General features: G+C 56.1%; 16 protein-coding genes. 12 read left to right on the forward strand and 4 right to left on the reverse strand.

Annotated elements, in window-relative coordinates:
* Positions 1-79 precede the first annotated feature (79 nt).
* The 12 genes from RBB82_RS14925 (at position 80) to RBB82_RS14980 (ending at position 12,501) form a co-directional block, all read left to right on the forward strand.
* Positions 80-2,911 (forward strand): TonB-dependent receptor, encoded by a 2,832-nt coding sequence (locus RBB82_RS14925; protein WP_433971484.1) that lies wholly within the window; start codon positions 80-82, stop codon positions 2,909-2,911.
* A gap of 130 nt (positions 2,912-3,041) precedes the next feature.
* Positions 3,042-4,049, forward strand: coding sequence for a YncE family protein (locus RBB82_RS14930; RefSeq protein WP_433971486.1), 1,008 nt, complete (start codon positions 3,042-3,044; stop codon positions 4,047-4,049).
* Positions 4,050-4,155: 106 nt separating this feature from the next.
* Positions 4,156-5,397, forward strand: a complete 1,242-nt coding sequence (locus RBB82_RS14935; RefSeq protein WP_433971488.1) for a histidine-type phosphatase — start codon at positions 4,156-4,158, stop codon at positions 5,395-5,397.
* 49 nt (positions 5,398-5,446) lie between these two features.
* Positions 5,447-5,764, forward strand: a complete 318-nt coding sequence (locus RBB82_RS14940) for an Ig domain-containing protein (protein ID WP_433971489.1) — start codon at positions 5,447-5,449, stop codon at positions 5,762-5,764.
* A 42-nt stretch (positions 5,765-5,806) separates the two neighbouring features.
* Complete coding sequence (locus tag RBB82_RS14945; protein WP_433971491.1) at positions 5,807-5,941, forward strand: hypothetical protein; 135 nt, start codon at positions 5,807-5,809, stop codon at positions 5,939-5,941.
* Between the two features lie 36 nt (positions 5,942-5,977).
* Positions 5,978-6,208, forward strand: a complete 231-nt coding sequence (locus tag RBB82_RS14950; protein WP_433971493.1) for a hypothetical protein — start codon at positions 5,978-5,980, stop codon at positions 6,206-6,208.
* A 343-nt stretch (positions 6,209-6,551) separates the two neighbouring features.
* Entirely contained in the window at positions 6,552-7,601 is a 1,050-nt protein-coding gene (locus RBB82_RS14955) for a phosphotransferase (protein ID WP_433971494.1), read from the forward strand.
* Between the two features lie 283 nt (positions 7,602-7,884).
* Positions 7,885-8,295 (forward strand): hypothetical protein, encoded by a 411-nt coding sequence (locus RBB82_RS14960; protein WP_433971495.1) that lies wholly within the window; start codon positions 7,885-7,887, stop codon positions 8,293-8,295.
* Between the two features lie 141 nt (positions 8,296-8,436).
* Positions 8,437-8,952 (forward strand): cupin domain-containing protein, encoded by a 516-nt coding sequence (locus RBB82_RS14965; RefSeq protein ID WP_433971496.1) that lies wholly within the window; start codon positions 8,437-8,439, stop codon positions 8,950-8,952.
* Positions 8,953-9,030: 78 nt separating this feature from the next.
* A complete protein-coding gene (locus RBB82_RS14970) occupies positions 9,031-9,375 on the forward strand; it encodes a hypothetical protein (RefSeq protein WP_433971497.1) in 345 nt (114 codons plus the stop codon).
* 147 nt (positions 9,376-9,522) lie between these two features.
* Entirely contained in the window at positions 9,523-9,849 is a 327-nt protein-coding gene (locus RBB82_RS14975) for a PadR family transcriptional regulator (protein ID WP_433971499.1), read from the forward strand.
* Between the two features lie 9 nt (positions 9,850-9,858).
* On the forward strand, positions 9,859-12,501 hold the full coding sequence (locus tag RBB82_RS14980; RefSeq protein WP_433971501.1) for an ADOP family duplicated permease: 2,643 nt from the start codon (positions 9,859-9,861) through the stop codon (positions 12,499-12,501).
* An 11-nt stretch (positions 12,502-12,512) separates the two neighbouring features.
* Here the strand turns inward: RBB82_RS14980 and RBB82_RS14985 are convergent, their stop codons facing one another.
* The 4 genes from RBB82_RS14985 to RBB82_RS15000 form a co-directional block, all read right to left on the reverse strand.
* Positions 12,513-13,889, reverse strand: coding sequence for a TolC family protein (locus RBB82_RS14985; protein ID WP_433971503.1), 1,377 nt, complete (start codon positions 13,887-13,889; stop codon positions 12,513-12,515).
* A gap of 59 nt (positions 13,890-13,948) precedes the next feature.
* Positions 13,949-15,565, reverse strand: coding sequence for an MFS transporter (locus RBB82_RS14990; protein ID WP_433971505.1), 1,617 nt, complete (start codon positions 15,563-15,565; stop codon positions 13,949-13,951).
* 8 nt (positions 15,566-15,573) lie between these two features.
* Positions 15,574-16,698 (reverse strand): HlyD family secretion protein, encoded by a 1,125-nt coding sequence (locus tag RBB82_RS14995; RefSeq protein ID WP_433971506.1) that lies wholly within the window; start codon positions 16,696-16,698, stop codon positions 15,574-15,576.
* Between the two features lie 304 nt (positions 16,699-17,002).
* Positions 17,003-19,429, reverse strand: a complete 2,427-nt coding sequence (locus tag RBB82_RS15000) for a S9 family peptidase (protein ID WP_433971508.1) — start codon at positions 19,427-19,429, stop codon at positions 17,003-17,005.
* Positions 19,430-19,601: the final 172 nt, after the last annotated feature.

Genomic DNA, 19,601 nt, shown 5'->3' on the forward strand with positions numbered 1-19,601 from the left:
TTGCGACAAGTCATCAACCCAAGACTGTAACGCGAGCCCCGTACTCGGTAGAGGCGGAGACCTATGGAGAACTATGTTCATGAAGTCAGCTATGTTGGCCTTTCTCCTTTTTGCGATTTCTTTATCGCTTCCAGCGCACGCTGTGGAGAGCGATAAAAGCAACGCCAGCAACGGCTCGATCAGTGGCACGGTGAAGGATGCCACCGGATCCGTACTACCGGGCGCACAGATTGTGCTGCTGCCGACGGCGACGAGAGCGGTGTCGGATGCGGCGGGGGACTTTTCGGTTCCGAACTTGAAGCCGGGCACTTACACCGTGACGGTCACTTACATTGGATTTGCCGATTCGGTGTCGACCGTGGTGGTAAGTTCCGGAAAAGCCGCAGTGTTGAATGCGATGCTGACAGTCGGTTCGAGCAACCAGCAGGTCGAGGTTCTGGCTAACCTAGCGGGAGATGCTGCTGCGATCAATGAGCAGCGGACCTCGGAGAACATCCTGAACGTGATGATGGATACGCAGATCCAGTCGCTGCCGAATGCAAACATCGCAGACGCGGTGGGACGGCTTCCAGGTGTGACCCTGCAACGCAATGAAGGTGAAGGTCAGTATGTACAGATTCGCGGGACAGAGCCCAGGTTGAGCAATACGACGATCGACGGTGTGATTGTGCCGGGGCCAGATCCGCAGGTGCGGCAGGTAGATTTGGATACTATTCCGGCGGATCTCGTGGGTTCAGTGGCGATCAACAAGACGTTGTCTGCGAATCAGGACGGTGATGCTATTGGTGGCTCGGTGGATCTGCGTATCAAACAGGCGACTGAGGATGAACCCACTCTTTCTATCTCGGGATTGGATGGATATACGCCGATCGCAGATGGACGCAAGGCCTTCACGATCAACTCGTCGGCGGGCTTCAGATTTGGACCGCGAATCGATGCGGGACAGAAGAAGTTCGGTCTCGAAGCGGGATACAGCTACGACTATAACGGGCGGGGAATCGACGACGTGGAGCCTACGCCAGACCTGGATGGCAATGGTGCGAAGACGTTCGACGCCCTGAATATTCAGCAGTATTTATATGACCGGACACGCTACGGCTTTGCGGGCGCTGGAGACTACAAGCTCGGCCCAAACTCCGATCTGTTCGTGCACGGACTCTTTTCGAACTTCAGAGACTACGGACAGAAGTATGCGTATCAACTCAAGGATGGATCGAAGGCGTCGTTTCACACCAGTGTCCGCAGACCAAACCTACAGGTAGCGGACCTGGCGATGGGCGGGACGCATGTTTTTGAGCATTCGTTTCTCAGATATCAGATCGCGGCGGCGCACTCGCGATTTGGTGGAGCTGCGGGTAATCCGGGAGCGGCGTTCAAGGGATCTTCAGCGACGAACGACTGCGCATATTCAGCATCGGCCACGGTGAGTCAATACAGGCCGCAGTACACGTGCGCGGTTGCCGGCGATGCCATACTGAACCCGGCGAACTACAAATTGGACACGATCGATCTGACGAGCGGCCAGGCGTCACAACTGAACCTGCAGGCGAGCGCGGCGATGGGGATCAACTACCACCTGGGGACGCATGCTTCAACGCTCGAGTTCGGCGGCCTGGTCCGGAATGAGCATAAGGGGCAGAATGCTTATGCCCCGGAGTATGACTCAAACAACGGCACCTTGATGAGCAACTATCTAAGTACGTTTACGAACAACCATTTTTACGGTGGGAGTTACCCATTAGGTCCGGTGACGAACTTCTCATCAATCACCGGCGATCTTGCGGCGAATCCGGGCAATTTCACACTCGATGAAGGCACGACCCATCTTCAGTCGGATGCTGCGAACTACAACCTGCAGGAGCGTGTGTCAGCCGGCTACATCATGAATACCGTAGAGTTCGGACGCTTCCACCTGCAGACGGGATTGCGTATCGAAGGGACGGTAACGAGCAATACCGGCTATCTTGTGGTGAACGATGCGAATGGGAACTATGTCTCAACCACGCCGCAGCATGGGAGCGGATCGTATGTGAATCCTTTGCCGAGTGTGCAGCTGCGATACCGGATTGACGGTAACTCGGACATCCGGGCGGTCTATGGACGCGGCATCTCGCGACCTGATCCATACCAGCTTGTGCCTTACATTACAGAGGATCAATCGACGACTCCATACACGATCGCGATTGGAAATACGGGCCTTGTGGCAGAGCACGCGAACGATTACGACATACTGTATGAGCACTATCTCCCGTCGGTGGGAGTGTTGCAAGGCGGATACTTTTATAAGCAAATCACCCGGCCGATCTTCGCGCAACAGACAATCATTCCAGCGACGGGCTCGCCGTTATCGCATGCGTACGCTGGTGACCTCGTGCAACAGGAGGTGAACGGTGACCACGCCTATGTGCAGGGCGTGGAGCTCGCGTACCAACAGCATCTGAACCATCTCCCAGGCGTGCTCAGTGGTCTACGAATCAACACGAACTTTACCTACACGGCTTCCAGGAACTACAACCTCACCAACCGGACAGACACTCCCGCGCTGGTGGGACAAGCGCCCCTCTCGTGGAACATAGGCCCATCTTATGCAACGAAGCGTGCGCTGGTGACGATGGGTATCTCGCACAATGGCTCGAACATTTTTGCATATCAGTACCAAAACTCGGGACCAGCAGCGGTGGACTTCGGAGTGAAGGGGCCGTTTGGGGACAACTACTTCTACTCGCATACTCAGGTCGACGCCCAGGCGACGTATTACATCGGCAAGGGATTTACGGCGGTGGCTGTAGGGGAAAACATGAACAACGAAGTCTTCGGTTTCTACAACGGCAGCACTCAGTACATGGTCCAGCGGGAGTATTACAAGCCTACGTACTCGGGAGGCGTTCGCTGGACGATGCATCACGAATAGCTGCCAGGCCCACGACTGTGAGCTAGACCGTAAGTAGGCAGCCTAGGTGATATTTCCGCTACAGGCACAACAATCGCTAGTTGAACAAGACTCGTCGTGCGCGAATCGGCTCGATGAGCCGGAAGGATATATGAAGAGAATTTTGGCTGTCCTGATGTTCTACTCGCTGAGCGCCTCTTTTGCTCTGACGCAAATGGCCGCGCCGCTCGTACTGGAGCGCAAGATTTTGCTGCCCGGCGTGAAGGGGAAGTTCGATCACTTTGCAATTGATGAGGTCGGCAATCGCCTCTTTGCGGCGGCAACAGGAAACAAGTCGGTTGAGGTAATTGATCTCGCGAGCGAAAAGGTCACTCAGAGTCTCACGGGAATGGGCAAGCCACACGGGCTAGTTTGGGTGGCTGCAACACGAAGGCTCTTTGTTGCGGACGGAGAGAAGGCAGAGCTCACGGTATTTGAAGGAGAACCGTTGAAACTGCTAAAGAGCATCAAGCTGTTCGAGGACGCCGACGACATGGTATACGACGCGCAGAGCGAGATGCTCTATGTAGGTCACGGAGGCACAGACTCGGCGAATCCTGCATCGGTAGCGATTTTGGATGCGAAAAGACTCTCGGTGCTCAAGCAACTGTCGATGGCCGCTCATCCTGAGGCGCTGGAACTGGACCCGGGCGGAAAGCGGGTCTTTGTGAACGTAAGCGATGCCGGAGAGGTGGTAGTGATTGACGGCAGGACGCATCTCCAAATGAAAACGTGGACACTGGCGAATGCGAAGGGAAATACGCCACTGGCGTACGACGGACCGGACGACCTCTTATTGGTGGGGTGCCGTATGCCCGCAAAACTCCTGGTGTTGAACGGAAAGACAGGCGAGCAACTTAGCTCCGCTCCAGCAGATTCGGGTGCGGATGATCTGTTCTACGACGCAGAGACACATCGCGCCTATCTCATAACGGGGTCGGGTGCGGTAGACAGCTTCTCGCTCTCCTCCAGCGGGAAGCTTCAAGCTCTCGGAGTTACTCACACTGCGGTCGGGGCGAAGACCGGGCTACTTGTTCCCTCACAAAGTGCGATGTACATCGGAGTTCCGGGCACAGGCACACCGTCAGAGGTCGACGTTTACCGGACAGAAGCACAGTGAGCATTTGGGGAGGCGCAGAAATAAGAACAGGACAAAACTCGAAATGAGATCACACTGGATGTTTTGCGCGCTGGCGATCTTTTTTGGATGCAGCGGACTACCTGCAGTGAGAGCCCAAGCGAAATCGCAGGTGGAGGAGCGGCTGAAGTTCGTGCTTGTACTGACGCGGCATGGAGTTCGTTCGCCAACCTGGACTAATGACCGGCTGAACGAATACTCGCGGGATCCCTGGCCAAAATGGGAGGTAGATCCAGGGGAGCTTACGCCCCATGGAAAGATGCTTATGACGCAGTTTGGAGCCTACTATCGCGCATGGTTCGCTGATCGCGGACTGCTCTCGGCAGATGGATGCTCTGACGCTGGAGCGGCATATATAGGCGGAGACACGGATAACAGAACGATAGATACGGCGCAGAGCCTCGTGCAGGGTTTGCTGCCCGGGTGCGGGGCCATCATTCATTCGCTGGAGAAGGGAACGCAGGATGTCCTTTTTCACGGGTCCGCAAAGCTGGGAAAAGCGGATGCACAATTTGGACGTTTCGCTGTGGCTGGACACATAGGTGGAGACGCTGCGGCGCTGCTACCCGCGTACGAGATGCCTTTGCAAGCGATGCAGCAGGTGTTATCGGGATGTGTTGAAGTCGGATGCGCTGTGGACGGCAAGAAGTCTCTGCTGAAGATACAACCGTCTCTTACCGCGGGCGCTGGAGACCATGTGGCGGAGCTCAAGGGGCCGCTGAACACCGCTGCAACGTTTGCTGAAAACTTTCAGCTCGAATATCTGAACGGCATGCCGGACACCGAGGTGGGCTGGGGACGGATCGATGAGGCGAAGGTACAGTCACTGATGGCGCTGCATGCGGCAAGTTCGGAGTTAGTGCAACGCACACCGTATGTTGCTCGGATTCAGGCGTCGAATCTCCTGTTCCACATAGTGTGCACGCTGAAGCAGGCAAAGGAGGGAAAATCCGTTGCCGGAGCTATAGCGTCATCGCAACAAAAGGCCGTGTTTCTGGTGGGGCACGATACGAACATCTCGAATGTGGCTGCATTGCTCGACGCACATTGGCTCATTGATGGTTACCAGCGGGACGATGCCGCTCCCGGTGGTGCACTGATCTTTGAGTTGTGGCAGAGGCCTGGGAAAGAAGACGAAGTGCGTGTTTATTACACGGTGCAGACACCAGCGCAGATGAGGAAAGCGTTGCCGGTGTCGCTTTCAGAACCTCCCGCGAAAGCTCAAGTGTTTATTCCACAATGCAGCCATACAGAAGAGAGCGCGCCGTGCTCCTGGAATGAATTCGAACGCGTCACCGGCGCGGCAATCGACAATCAGTTCGTTCGCTGATCCTTAGTTAGGCAGTCATCTCGAATGCAGTGTCTTCTTAGCGCCCCAGATGTTAACCGCCAGCGGAGGAACGGCGCCCTACACGTACGCGGTCACCGCAGGAGCACTGCCCGCTGGAGTTGCCTTGAGCAGCGCGGGGGGTCTTTCTGGCGTGCCGACCGCCTCTGAGTCGTTCAACTTCACGGTGACGGTTACAGATAGCAGTGGAAGCAAGGTCATGGCGGCCTACTCACTGACCGTGAATGCAGGGACGGTGGCGCTGACCTTCGCTGGGGTTCCGGCACAGACGTACGGTAACCCGCCGTTTATGGGATCGTGCTGGCGTTCCTGCTCTTCGTTGCCAAACGCAGCGTGCGGGAGAAGATGAAGGGCCGGATGCTGCTGCTGCTGATCTTGCTGATGGCTGGGTGTGACGGCGACGCTGACCGGGCGCGGGGCGAACAGCGGCTTCCTGCTGCAGAGCCCGCAGACCTACACGCTGACCGTAACCGCGACCAGTGGGACGCTTGCGCACAGCCAGGCGCTCACGCTGATCGTGCAGTAACGAACCTTTCCGCAACAGGCCGATAGGAGAGTAGCGATGAAGGGTATGAGTAGCGGAGTACTGTCGATGGCGGTGATGCTGGCCGCGGGCGCGGCCGCAGCGCAGGGAGTGCCGAGCGCGCCGATCGATCTAGCAGTTACTTACGATGGGCTGCACATCAACCACATCGCGGCGCAGAACCTCGGGGCCGCGCTACATGTGGGAGACGTGCAGCCACAGGTATGCGCTCTTCGGCAAGGGGTTGGCCCGGTACCTCGAATGCAATAAAACGCCGGAACTTATAGATAGCACAAAGCGATTGGCCCAAAAATAGCTATTACGCGCTCAATTTCTTGTTTAAAAATTAATAAAACCTTCACAATCCATTAACAATCGATTATTCTGGCCACCTCTCGAGAAGTGGTCAGCGCACCCGTTGACCCCGGAACAGCTACAACAGAGGAGGTCTCCGATGGGCGTGACGGGCGTATTGGGCGTAGGTGCTTTAAGGGATGTCCCTATCATAAGCGAACCAGCTTTTATAGGCGCAAACGAGCGATGGCAGATGCTAGGCACGTTGGGGAGGATGGTAGAGCAGCAGTCCGCGCTTGAGAGGTGTCAGTCTCGCCCAATGGCAGTTTGGCACACCGTCCTCGGGGCAATTTCCCCGGCTGTCTATCGAGATTCCACGGTCTTTATTCCTTGCGGCCGCAGCATCCGCGGAGAACTCCGCCTCGCCCAACCCGCCACATCGAAGGCAGTCCGCGACTCACTCACCCACGGAATCCCAGCGTTCGTCCTGAAAGGCAAGCTGCAGCAGGTGACTGACTTTTTCAGGCTCGATCCGGCATCTGAAGTCCGCGTCATCCTTGCGAACTCCGGACTGTTTGTCTGTTTTGGCCAGCTCAATCATCAGGATGTCGTCGCGTATGCAACCAATCTTCCGCAGTACCGGCGTTCCATCGAACACCAGTTCCACGGCATCGGTCTCGGCCGCAAGGTAATCGGCTCTCTTGCGCCGGAGATCATCCTTAAAGGCGTCGATCGCATGATCGTCTCTCGCCTTCCCGGTTCCCCGGTCCGCATCAAAAAACTGGCCGAAACCGAGCTCCAGAAAGTCATCATGAAGGGGCTCGGTCCGCTCCTGCAGATCTTCTCGACCAGCCCCGCGAGACGAGGAGGGGGCGATCAGGCGATGATCTCAAGCACACTCAGCTTCCTCCAGAATCACCCCCACCTCGCAAAGATTCCGGGAGCCTGCGAGTACCTGAGCAACTGGGACCGCACGAATCTACCCGTAGTTCCTGTTCACGGAGACTACTGGGCCGACAATCTCCTTCTTCAAAACGATGAGGTCAGTGGAGTCGTCGATTGGGACCGTTCCAGAGAACTCGGCTCCATTGGATTCGACGCCCTGACCTTGGGTTTTATGAGCTACGCAATGTGGGGTGATCGAGTTTACCTCTCCGATCTTCTCTCCGATATCTGGCGGCCAAAGGAACAGTGGCGCCATCCCTGGCTTTACGACTACACCGAAGTTGTTCGCCAAGCTTTCTCTCTCACGCAGGATGATGTCAAAGGGGTGGCAGTCCTGTTGTGGATGAGCACGTTGATGTTCAACAAAGACAACCAGGATCAGGAGTTTATTAATGCAATGTACCGACCAATCTTCCAAACATGAAGCTCTCAATATCGGAGAATCATTCGGGCCAGTGGCGGGTTTCGTCTACCGCCGAGCAGTGCACAGCATCTCAGCGAGCTTTGATCCATATCACCCAGTTCAAATTGGCGAAACGCAGGTCAGTGAAGGAGAACGTTCCTGTGCCGACCGCTGGGCCATCATTGAAACAGAGATAAACGCTAGTAAGTCCGTTACGATGTTGGACATCGGCTGCGCAGAGGGATTTTTTGTACAGAAGGCTGCCTCGGTGTGTGGATGCCTGTCACTTGGAGTCGATGGTGACGTGCGTCGGCTGTCTCTCGCTCACGCTTCCGTTCTGCTCAACGGCGTCAAAGGCGCAGGATTTATCTACGCCGATATCTCTCCCGACCTCATGTCACGCCTGCCTGTATCTGACTTGGTCCTGTTCCAATCCGTCCTGCATCACATCATGTATAACCGGGGCGTTGACTACGCAAGAGACATCATGGCCGCCCTTCGTCTCAAGGTTGGCAAGGTCCTGATCTTCGACATGGGCCAGAGCGATGAGACCAACAACACCTGGGCCAAGAGCCTCCCGGACATGGGGCCAACCCCCCACGCCTGGATCGAAGAGTTCCTAAGATCCGCCGGCTACACCTCCGTCGAAAAAGTAGGAGACACAGACTCCTACCGCAGCGCAACCAAACGAGCACTGTTTCGCCTCACCACCTAAGTCCACGATTTTTCCTAAGGTCACCACCCGCTCTGGCCGTGTCATCGCCATCGCCTCGAAGGCGACTCACAACCTCGCCATAAATCCGACCATCGAACAATCAGCACATACAGCAAACTCCCTAACATCAAGGAGAGGCACATGCCCTCACTTCCGCACGACGATCTAATCCGCAGCCTGATCCTCGCCACCGCCGACGACAAAAGCCGGTCTCACATCGGCTTAGTAGGAGACACCTACACCATTCTCCTCTCCGGAAAAGACACAGCAGGCCGCTTTTGCCTCATCGACATGCACATTCCTCCGGGCGGCGGCCCACCTCCGCATCGCCACGACTTTGAAGAGACCTTCATCCTCCTCGACGGCGAGATCGAAGCCACCTTTCGCGGTGCGCAGTCCACCGTAAAGGCCGGTCAAACCGTCCATGTCCCCGCGAACGCACCTCATCAATTTCACAACGCCAGCGACAAGCCCACCCGCCTCCTCTGCATCTGCTCTCCCGCCGGTCAGGAAGAATTCTTCGCCCAGATCGGCGTTCCCGTAGCTACCCGCACAACTCCACCCCCAAAGCTAGATCCCGTCACCGGAGCCGAACTTAAAGCCAAAGCCGAAGCCCTGGCCCCCGAATACCGAACCGAATTTCTACAACACACCTAAGCCGCAGAGCCGAGCAGCCGCCCCGAAAAATAACGCCAGCTGTCATACCTGCCAGTTACAATTCCCACGAGGTGAACCATGCGAAAAGCACCGTCACTCGCGATCTTTGCCGTCGTACTCCTCGCCACTCTTCCATCCTTCGCCGACAAGATCAAGGGAGACTCCACCCTGAAAGACAACCAGCCCTACGGCACCAAGGACACAGAGCACAAGCATCAAGGCTATGACCTCACCTTCGACGCCAAGGGAAAGACGTACACCTGCCGCACCGATCCGAGCCACTCCATGAACGCCACAGACTTCGTCGTAGGCGGGGCCATCCACTATGAGATCGACAACAACAAAGCCAATATCAAAACTCCTCAGAACAAAAAAGTAGACTGCAAGATCGTCCGCGCCGCAATAATCTCTGCCACCCCCTAAAGACCGTATCGCGCATCTCATCAAGATCCCGTCGCCCATCCTTCCTGCAGAGAACAGCTTAGCCGGGCCTTGAATAATGCATTTGACACCCATCGACTTCTAGGGCTAGTCTGTGCCCAAGACTAAGAAGTATAGGGGTAATGCGCTTTGGCGAGGAACGACTTTCAGGGAAGCCTCGATCTGCTGGTCCTCAAAACCCTCGCACAGCGGGGGGAACTGCATGGGTATGGGATTGTCCTGCATATTCAGAGAGCCTCTGCGGAGTTGCTTCGCGTCGAAGAAGGTTCGCTCTATCCAGCTCTTCACCGCATGGAGCAGAGTCGATGGATCAGCTCCGAGTGGGCGCTGACAGAGACCAATCGACGAGCAAAGTACTACCAACTGACTGCTGTGGGCCGGAAGGAATTGCGAGAGGCGGAAGAGAGCTTTGAACAGCTGGTGAAGGGTATCCGCGCAATGCTGAAGTACGCATGAGGTGGTTCTATGTCGCTCGTCAGGCGTATCACGAATCTTTTCTCCCGTTCGCGTTTGGATCGTGAGATCAACGCGGAGCTTCAGTCCCACATCGACCTGCGTACCGACGATAACCTGGCTGCTGGTATGACTGCTGCCGAAGCACGACGCGATGCACTCGTCCGCTTTGGCAACCCTACATCAACCAGAGAGCGCGTTGCCTCTGCCGACGTCGCCCTCAGTCTCGACAACGTCTGGGCAGACTTTCGCTATGCCGCGCGTCAGTTACGTCGCTCGCCAGGATTCACACTTACGGCAGTATTGACACTGGCACTTGCCATCGGCGCAAACGCCGTCGTCTTCGGTGTTTTGAACGGACTGATTCTTCGTCCACTTAATGTGCCTCAGTCGGAGAGCCTCTACGGAAGTGAGTATGGAGATGGTGGCGGGTGGCAGTCTTATCCCAACTATCTCGATCTGCGAGCCCGCAATCACAGCTTTGAGGATCTGGCCGCTTTCAACTTTTCCTTCGTATCGTTTGATACCGACAAGAATCCCGAGGTCTCCTCGGGCTTCGCTACGAGCGGAAATTACTTCGACGTGCTCAAGATTCAGCCTTATCTTGGCCGCGTCTTCCATAGCTCCGATGAGCACGGCGAGAACAGTGCTCCCTATCTCGTGCTCAGCTACTCCTATTGGCATAGCCGCTTCCAGGACGATCGCGGAGTTGTGGGCCGAGTCATTCAACTCAACCAACATCCCTTCACCATCATCGGCGTGGCGCAGCCGGGCTTTCAGGGAACCTTATTATTTATCTCTCCGGATTTTTATGTGCCGATAGTTAATCAGGGACAGCTGGTTGCGGGCTTTGACCTGAATGCGAGAGAGAATACGGCAGGACTCTTTGAAGTTCTCGGACATCTGAAGCCGGGTGTAACTCCCAAACAGGCTATCGCCGACATGAACGGCGTTCGAAGCTATATCGAGAAGACCTACCCGAAGCAGGCTGGTCTTAAAAGCGCTACCCTTTCACGTTCGGGCCTCACATCGTTTCGCCGTCCGGCTCAGGCATTCGTAGCCGGCTTGATGTTGCTGGCTGGCCTGATCCTGCTGGGTGCATGCGCCAATCTGGGCAGCCTGTTTGCAGCACACACTGCCGACCGCTCCCGCGAAATTGCACTCCGTCTTGCACTAGGATCGAGCCGAAAACGAATCCTGCGAGGACTATTGACCGAAGCGTTCCTGATCTCGCTCGTTGGGGGAGTTGCGGGAGTCTTTGGAAGTGCCCTTTTGTTGCACCGGCTCAGTACGTGGCAACCTTTTTCCGGAACTCCTGTCCATTTGCCCATAGCTCCCGATGCCATGGTGTACGTGGTAGCGCTGGTTTTGTCGTTGGTGAGTGGACTTCTCTTCGGTATTGTGCCGATACGTCAGGTCCTCCGCGCGAATCCGTACGAGATCGTCAAAGCGGGATCGGCCGGCCGCCTCGGACGACGACTGACCGCTCGCGACGTTTTGCTCGTCGTGCAGATTGCGACATGTGCCGTGCTCATCACATCATCTTTGGTCGCGATACGCGGACTTGTAAGAACGCTGCATAGCAACTTTGGCTTTGATCGGAAGACGATGCTGGTCAGTGCAAACCTGGCAATGGCGGGTTACAGCGTTGATAAAGCACCGGCCATGCAAAGGCGGATGATTGATGCAATCGAGACGATTCCGGGCGTTGAGCGGGCAGGGCTGGTAAACAACTACGCTCCCTTAATCTTTGGAGCTGGAAGCAGAGCGAATGTCTTCAAGGAATCTGATACGGAGTTGAAGCAGGCGAATGTTGCTGCCACACCATACCGGTACGACATATCTCCCGGATACTTCGATGGGGCCGGCACCAGCTTGTTAGCGGGCAGAAGCTTCAGCTGGCACGACGATAAGAGTGCGCCACCCGTTGCAATCGTGAACAAAGAGTTTGCCGAAAAGATGTTTGGCGCAGTCCATAGCGCAATCGGCGGATATTACAAGCTGCAGGATGGGACCCGCCTTCAGATCGTGGGTGTTGTCGAAAACGGGAAGTATCTTAGCGTTACGGAAGATCAGGAGCCGGCGATATTTCTCCCGTCGTCGCAGTCACCCACAAGCGCTGCGGCCTATTTGGTGGTGCGTTCGCATCGTGATCCTCAAGAACTTGCCACGGCCATCAGGAGTAAGGTGCGTGAGTTGGACGCGGGCTTACCAGTCGACACCCAGACGTGGAACAGCATGTTAACCGTCGTGATGTTTCCCTCGCGGGTGGCAACCATGTCGCTGGGCGTGCTGGGCGCAATGGGGGCTATGCTATCGATCACCGGCATATTCGGCATGGCGGCGTACTCAGTCAGCAAACGGCTGCGGGAGTTTGGAATTCGTGTCGCCCTCGGCGCCCAACGAACTGAGGTGTTGCAGGCAGCATTGGGACGCGCAATCAAACTGTTGGCAGTTGGCTCCGCGGTAGGACTCCTCCTCGGGATTCTCGCAACACGCGTGTTAGCTTACATCGTTTATGAAGCGACCCCGCGTGATCCGTTGGTATTGGCAGGAGCAGTCTTAGCCATGTCGTTGCTGGGGATAGTAGCGACCTGGATCCCTGCACGACGCGCGCTTTCAGCCGATCCCATGACCTTGCTGCGCGAAGAGTGAAATTCTCCGCGTCACGGACGATGACCCAGCATCTGCAGGATATTGTCCTGAGCGAAAAAGAGACCCAACCTTGCTTCCAACAGAGATGCCTTTGTGTCATACACGGCAGCATCATCCTTGGCGGCACTGGATGCGAGTTCCGCATCCTGCGCTACTCGCTGCGCGCTGATCCGAGACGCTTCGACTCTAGCCGTGAGAGCCTCGTCGACGACAGACACGAGCTGTTGAAGCTGCTCGGTTTTGTCGTAAGCCGCGGAGATCTGGATAGCAACGTCAGATTCTGTCTGCTGCAATTGAGTCTCCGCCATTTGCAGTTCAATCTTCGCCTGTTTGAGCTTCGCCTCCCGCGCGCCGCCGTCGAAGAGGTCGTAGCTGACCAAACCTCCGAATGTACCGAAGTTGTGTACCAGGAATGGAACGCCGCTCTGATAGCTATAACGCGCCATCCCGCTGATATCGGGAATGTAAGCGTCGCGCGCAGCGGACACCGCGGCCTTTGCCTTCTCCACCGTTTGCCTGGCAGAGAGCACTTTGGTGTTGCTTGCTTTGAACGCAGCAATCGCCTCGGAACGAGAAGGCAGCATCGGCGGTAGTCCCAGGGATTCGCCGTCAAGCATCAATCTGGTTCCAAGTGGCAACCCAAGGACATCATCGAACTGAAGCATCGAATCATCGATCGCGAGTTGTTGAGTTAGCACGGTTTGTTGTCGATCAAGATAAGCCGCGTGCGCCTGCAAAGCCGCCACATCGAGGGACTTGCCCTCGGCGACCGCACGTGTGTTCTCCGATTCGTTGATGGAAGCCGCCGACGCGGACCGTCTCGCAGCATCCAGATGCGCCTGTGTCGTGAGGATGTCGAAATACAGCTGATGGACGATCAGCGAGATTGAATTTTGCGCATCGGTTTCATTGATGCGAGCGATTTGAACATCCGCTGCTGCCGCTCGATCGCCTGCATGAATCTTGAACATCTGCGTGAACGGTTGGATCAGGCCCGTACCGCTTGTATAAGCTGCCTGCGCGCCCTGACCAAGCCGGAGCGACTCACCGGGGATGGGACCTGTAACGCCTGAATTCCCAAATGCTCCAGCGGGAACGACAACGCCCTCAAGCTCCGTGAGATAGAGCACTGTCGACTGATTGCTAATACGCGGATAGTAGTTCGATTGAGCAATGCTCCGTTTCGTCTCGCTCTCGGCCACCGAAAGACTGGCAAGTTTGAGACGGCGATTCTGCTGCATGGCCATCTCGATAGCCCTGGGAAGAGTTAGCGATACCGTGGGTCTTCCGGCACCTTCCTGACTGGCAGCTTCCTTATCTTGCGCAACCATGCAGGCAGCCATAGGGAAACAGAACGTAAGCGTGATGAGTACTACGTCAAAACGCAAAGATCCGCTCAAGATCCGGTGTGTTGCGCGCGTCCTTTGGCATCGTTTGTTCATTGGCATCATGCCCTCTGGGCTTTCAAGGAAGCGAGTAACTGTTTGTATTGAACCTTCAGAGGTTCCAGGAAGGAGATAATCACCAGGCACGCGACAGATGCGCAGGCCAGTAGTAAGAAACAATCGGTTATCGCCAGAGTGAAGGCCTGCTTACGAACAGTCAGAGCAAGTAAGTCTGACGCGCGTCCCAACGCGACATCGTGGGTACTGGCCTGCGCTCCCATCGCTGCGGTGAGACCGGCGATCCGTTCATTGGTAGCGGGCGAACCCGCCTGCACATGCAGGCCTACGATATTGGAGTGGAACTGCTCGCGAGTCTGCAGGAAGTGCTGCATGAACGTGGATCCAATCTCGCCGCCGAGAAGACGTATCGTCTGGAAGAAGCCAGAGAACGTCAGAAGATCAATACCCCGGCTCATCGCGCCGGAGTTCAGAATGTCCAGGATAAGCGAGCCAACCAATCCATTAAATGCAAGACCTTCTCCCAGCGCGAGAACCAACTGGCTCGTCATGAAGTTTGTTCCCGACCAGGCAGACGAGAGGCTGGCATTCATCAAACAACCCAGCCCCATCAGAGCGAAACCCGAACCAAGGATAATGCGATTGTCGATTCGGCCCAGGAGATAGACGGCGAAGAGGCCGGCAAAGATCTGTGGGATGGCAAGCCACAACAATACCGGACCAACTTCTTGATTGTTGTAGCTCTGAACGCTTGCCAGATAGCTGGGGACAACGACGACGGCAGAGAGCAGCATAAACCGGAAAAAGACAAGCACAAACGCCATTAGCAAAGGATTGCGCCGGCGGATAAAGGGAAAATTGATCAGCGGGTTTGGCAGCAGGAAGTGCCGCACCGCAGCGCAAACAACAAGAAATATGCCTGTAACGAACAGAGCGACGAAGGTCCTTGAGCTCCACCAGTCCAGTCGCTGCCCCTGATCGAGAGCTCCAAAGACCATCGCAGCGCCCAGACTGAAGTATAGGAAGCCACGCCAGGATGGCGTCGGTTGTCCAGGCTTCGGTTGAGGCAATGGTTGGGGAGCAATACCGAGATAGACGAAGATCATCATCAGCGGCGTGAGGCAGGCGTCTGTCCAGAAGATCCAGCGCCACGACAGCGACGTCATGAACCATCCCTCGTAAGAATGAGCAATATGGGTCGAGACAACAATGTCTACGGCATAAGCGGCGATGCCGTAAAGCGCATAGCGTTGTGGGATATTCCGGAGAATAAAAGACAGACTTAGAGGATAGAACGTCCCCGCTGCCAGTCCTGCAAGAACCAGGAGGGTGATAAGCAATGAGTAGTGTGTTGCAAACGGCATGAAGGCGCAGAGAACACTAAAGATCGCGGCGCAGGCCAGAAGTACACGTCGTGGACCAAGCAGCCCTCCCAGATAAACCGAGAACGGCCCGATAAACATAAGACCCATGTTGTACGAAGTGCCTATCCAAGAGGCCGCATCGAAATCAAGATGGAGTGCGCCGCGCAAGTCCGCAATGCCCACGCTCAGCAGACGGCCTAAAAAGGTTGCAAGCGCTGCGCCGAGCAGAACTCCGGCAATCCCCAAATAGGGGTTATATATTCGCCCGCTCGCATTCTCCTGTGGTGCTTCTGACATGGATAAAATTACCTCGCAGTGGAGCTGCCAGAAGGATGCATTTCGACCTCAGCGGAGAAACCCGGCCGAAGTTGTTCCATCGCGGAGTTTTGGTCCAGCACGATTTTGACTGGAATTCGTTGGACAACCTTGGTGTAATTTCCCGTTGCGTTATCCGGCGGCAGGAGAGCAAACTGCGATCCGCTCGCTGGCGAAACATCTTCGACATGGCCGTGGAAAGCTATGGATGGAAGAGCGTCGATCCGTACATCGACACTGTCGCCTCGGCGAACATGTCCCAGTTGGGTCTCCCTGTAATTTGCCTGAATCCAAACGCCGCTTTGTACCAGGTCGACGACTTGAAAGCCGGCTCCAACCAGTTGTCCTGGGTGGACACGAAACTCCCCAACGGAACCATCGGACGGTGCAAAGATCTTCGTGTAGCTGAGATTGACCTGCGCAACGGTAATGGCGGCTTTTTTTGCTGCAATCTGTGCGAGTAATCCAGCGTCTTTCGCATTCAATGCGGATCGCTGCTGCCTCGCGCCGGCCAGAGCCGCCTGGGAGCTTGCTGCAGTGGCCTGAGCTCTTGCGAGATCGGCCTGATGCCCTTGCAGAGCTGCGACCACACTTAGTCGTGCCGCTTGCGTCTGTTCAAATTGCTGCTTCGTTGCTGCTTTGTTATTGAGTAAGGCCTGCTGCCGGGCGAACTCCGATTCCGCCTGGTCAACGTTTGCCTGTGTTGCGGCAATACCTGCATGCGCCGCGGCGACTACTGCCTGTGCTTGTGCTATACCGGCCTCGGCAGCAGCTACATTCGCATCCGCAGCGCGCTTTGCATCCTGGTTGCCGGAGTATTCAGCCTTCGCGGCTTCGAGCGCGGCCTCAGCCTCCCTGACGATCGCCTGATAGTCGTCGTCATCCAACTCGACAAGCAGCTGTCCTGCCTTGACTGCCTGATAGTCATTCGCGGACACGCGTCGTACCGTCCCACTGATGCGGGTACTCAAAGGTGTTTGATCCGCCCGCACGTACGCATCATCCGTTTTTTGAACTCCAGCCCCAACCTCGTCTCTCCAGGGACTTCGAATGAGAAGAAAAAGAGCTACAGCTATCCCAAGCACCACAATTGGGACGACAGCGCGTTTAATCATGGTTTATGAACACCCTCCGTCGTTCCGTTAAATGATTTCTGCGACCTAGAGTGTCTCATAGTAAGCAAAGCACACCAAGTTCGCTCTATGTTTTAGTAAATGCCGCTCATGCACAAACGCTGTCCCTCGCTCCCAGTCAACATCTCGGCAGACAAGAAGCCGATCGCACACTTCACTCTGGAAGGCGGCAATAATGGCGTGGCCAAAAAAAAGTTCTCACTCCGGATCGCGAAGCCGCTCCCGTACCAGTCGGATCACACTGATCGCATTGTTGATCCACTTACCGAAGAGCCTGTGCTGCGTCTCAGAAAGCGGAGACAGCATCTTCGATATCGCTTTCCATTCGGCTAGTGTGTGGAGATGCGTTCCCGCCAACTGTAGAGACAGGCGCGAGGGGTTTGACGTACGTATCAAGCCAGCGATTCATCTCCCAGAGCATGTGCTGGATGCTTTCATGAGCCTCGTAACCATGTGCCTCCAGAGGAAGAAAGACGAGGCGAACTGTAGCGCCCTGGCCCTTCAGCGCGGCGTAGAAGCGTTCGCTCTGAATCGGATAGGTACCCGTATTATCGTCAGCCTCACCGTGAATGAGCAAAATCGGAGTTTTGATCTTGTCTGCGTAGTTGAAGGGCGACATCTTGTAATACGTCTCTGGCGCCTGCCAGTACGTGCGCTCTTCAGCCTGGAAGCCGTAGGGCGTGAGAGTTCGGTTGTATGCCCCGCTGCGAGCGATCCCTGCACGAAACATATCGGAGTGGGCCAGCAGATTTGCTGTCATGAACGCACCATAGCTGTGGCCCATCACGGCAACGCGTTTCGAATCGACCACTCCGAGAGACGAGCCATAATCGATGGCTGCTTTAGCTCCGGCAACAAGCTGCTCCACGTAAGTGTCGTTCGGCTGAGCCGTTCCCTCTCCGACGATGGGGATGCTCGCGTTCTCAAGAACAGCGTATCCGGACTGAGTAAAGAACACCGGCGATCCTGCTGTGATCCGCGGGAACCTGTTTGGCGAGCCACTAACCTGCCCCGCGGTGCTGCGGCTTTTGAACTCGAGAGGGTACGCCTCCATCAGCGTCGGAAGCGGACCTTGCGATTTGTCGTAGCCTGCCGGGATCCACAGGGTTGCGGTGAGCTCGATGCCATCGGCTCGCTTGTATTTGAGAAGCTGCTTGGTGGGCAACTTCAGTCCGGCATAAGGAGAGGCGAAGCTGGTGATCTGTTTATAGCCATCGGCGTTCGATTCCAGAGACACCCGGAAGTAATTCGGAGGTTCTGTCTGTGTCTCGCGCCTGACCAGTGCGGTCCCACGGTCGAGCAATCCTATCGGAGCAGCGTAGAAAGGATCCTCACTACGCCACAGAATCTTTTCCGCCCCGCCAGTCAGAGGCATGGTCGCGATGAACGGCTTATCGCCGGTCGGAGTTGCGCCAACAGAGAAGAAATAGACGGACTTGCCATCTGGCGCGAACTGAATAACATCATGTCCAGTGCTGTTCGGCGCCGAGTAGGGCGAACCGGGACTACGATATCGGTCCTGTTGAGAGCCTTCATAGAGTGTGACTGTCGGATTCGCTGGATGTGCCACATCGAATGCGATGTAGCGTATGCGACGATCCGACCAGCGTGCTTCCGTGGCCACCGCAAAATGGGGAGTACCCCAGTCGACGACCGACAACCGCATGGGCGATTCAAGTAGAAGCGTCGGCTTCCCATCGAAGGGTGCGTCCAGTGCGAAGAGTCGATCATGCACCTCGACCTTGGCGTTCGGATCTCCGCGATCTCCGGCTTCAGTCCAGGCCAGCGTGGCTGGCGCGTCACCTCTCCAGTTGTAGTCGCGCGGACCAACTGCGACAGCATCATTCGCGATTGGAAGATAATCGACCAGAGGGCGATCGAAGAGAGCCTTGCGCTCACCTGTTTTGAGATTGAAGACTTCGGTTTGAAGAGGGAACTCGCTGGCCGGGAAGCTGTAGCTGAAAGGTCTGTGAATCTCCTGCACCAGCGCGTACAGACCGTTGGGAGAAACGCTCACATCGCCGATCATGCCCTTCGCCACAGGCGGATGAACCGCGCCTTTGAGCGGAGCAACAACGAGCTGCGCCGTCGCATAGAGCTCGAAGATCGCCTCCTCCTCAGGTGTCTTCAGCATGTCTTCGTAAGTAGGGGCGGGACTCACGTTTCCAAGATTTTCAGAGACGTGCGGGCCCGTCGGTACATCGCTTATCTTCGGCGCGTCCCCTCGATCGGCCGGTACGACTTTACAAAGCAGCCCCGAACTGTCTGGCAGCCACGCGAACGGTGAACCAAGTATTCCATTCAGTCGAACACCCTGCAGCTGTTGGGCGTTTGCGGAAGCAACGTCGATCGTCCACAGTTCAAGCCCCGATGCAGTCCGTTGCACAAATGCGATCGAGCGACTATCAGGAGACCACTGTGGACTGGTGGCTTTGAGAGCCGATGGCAGTCCGCTGATCTGCTTCGCTACGCCACCCCCACTTGGCTGCAGAGAGAGGGAGACGTAGTAAGGCTCACGACTTGGTCCGTTCGTCGCAGGATTGAAACGCAGACCAGCCAGCCGAAAGCGAGGCTGCGCCACGTCCGCGATCGTCGGGAACGTGGCAGGCTGCACCACCAGCAACATCCGGCGGTCCGGCGATAGACGAGCAATTGGAGAAGCAGGCGCGTCGAGGAGTGCCTCAATGGGCTCAGGAGGTTTTTGATAGGTCATAGAATTTTGGGCAACAACGACGCTGCTGAGCAGACAGGCTGATGCTACTCCGGCAAGATAAAACCTTAACAACATAGATCACACCTCGATTGCAGTCTGAAACATCGAAACACACAGTGACACTCGCCTCGACCGCGCAGAAACTCCGAACGCCGCGACTCTCGACACACCT

The organism is Tunturiibacter lichenicola (assembly GCF_051013355.1).
GTDB classification, from domain to species: Bacteria; Acidobacteriota; Terriglobia; order Terriglobales; family Acidobacteriaceae; genus Edaphobacter; species Edaphobacter lichenicola_F.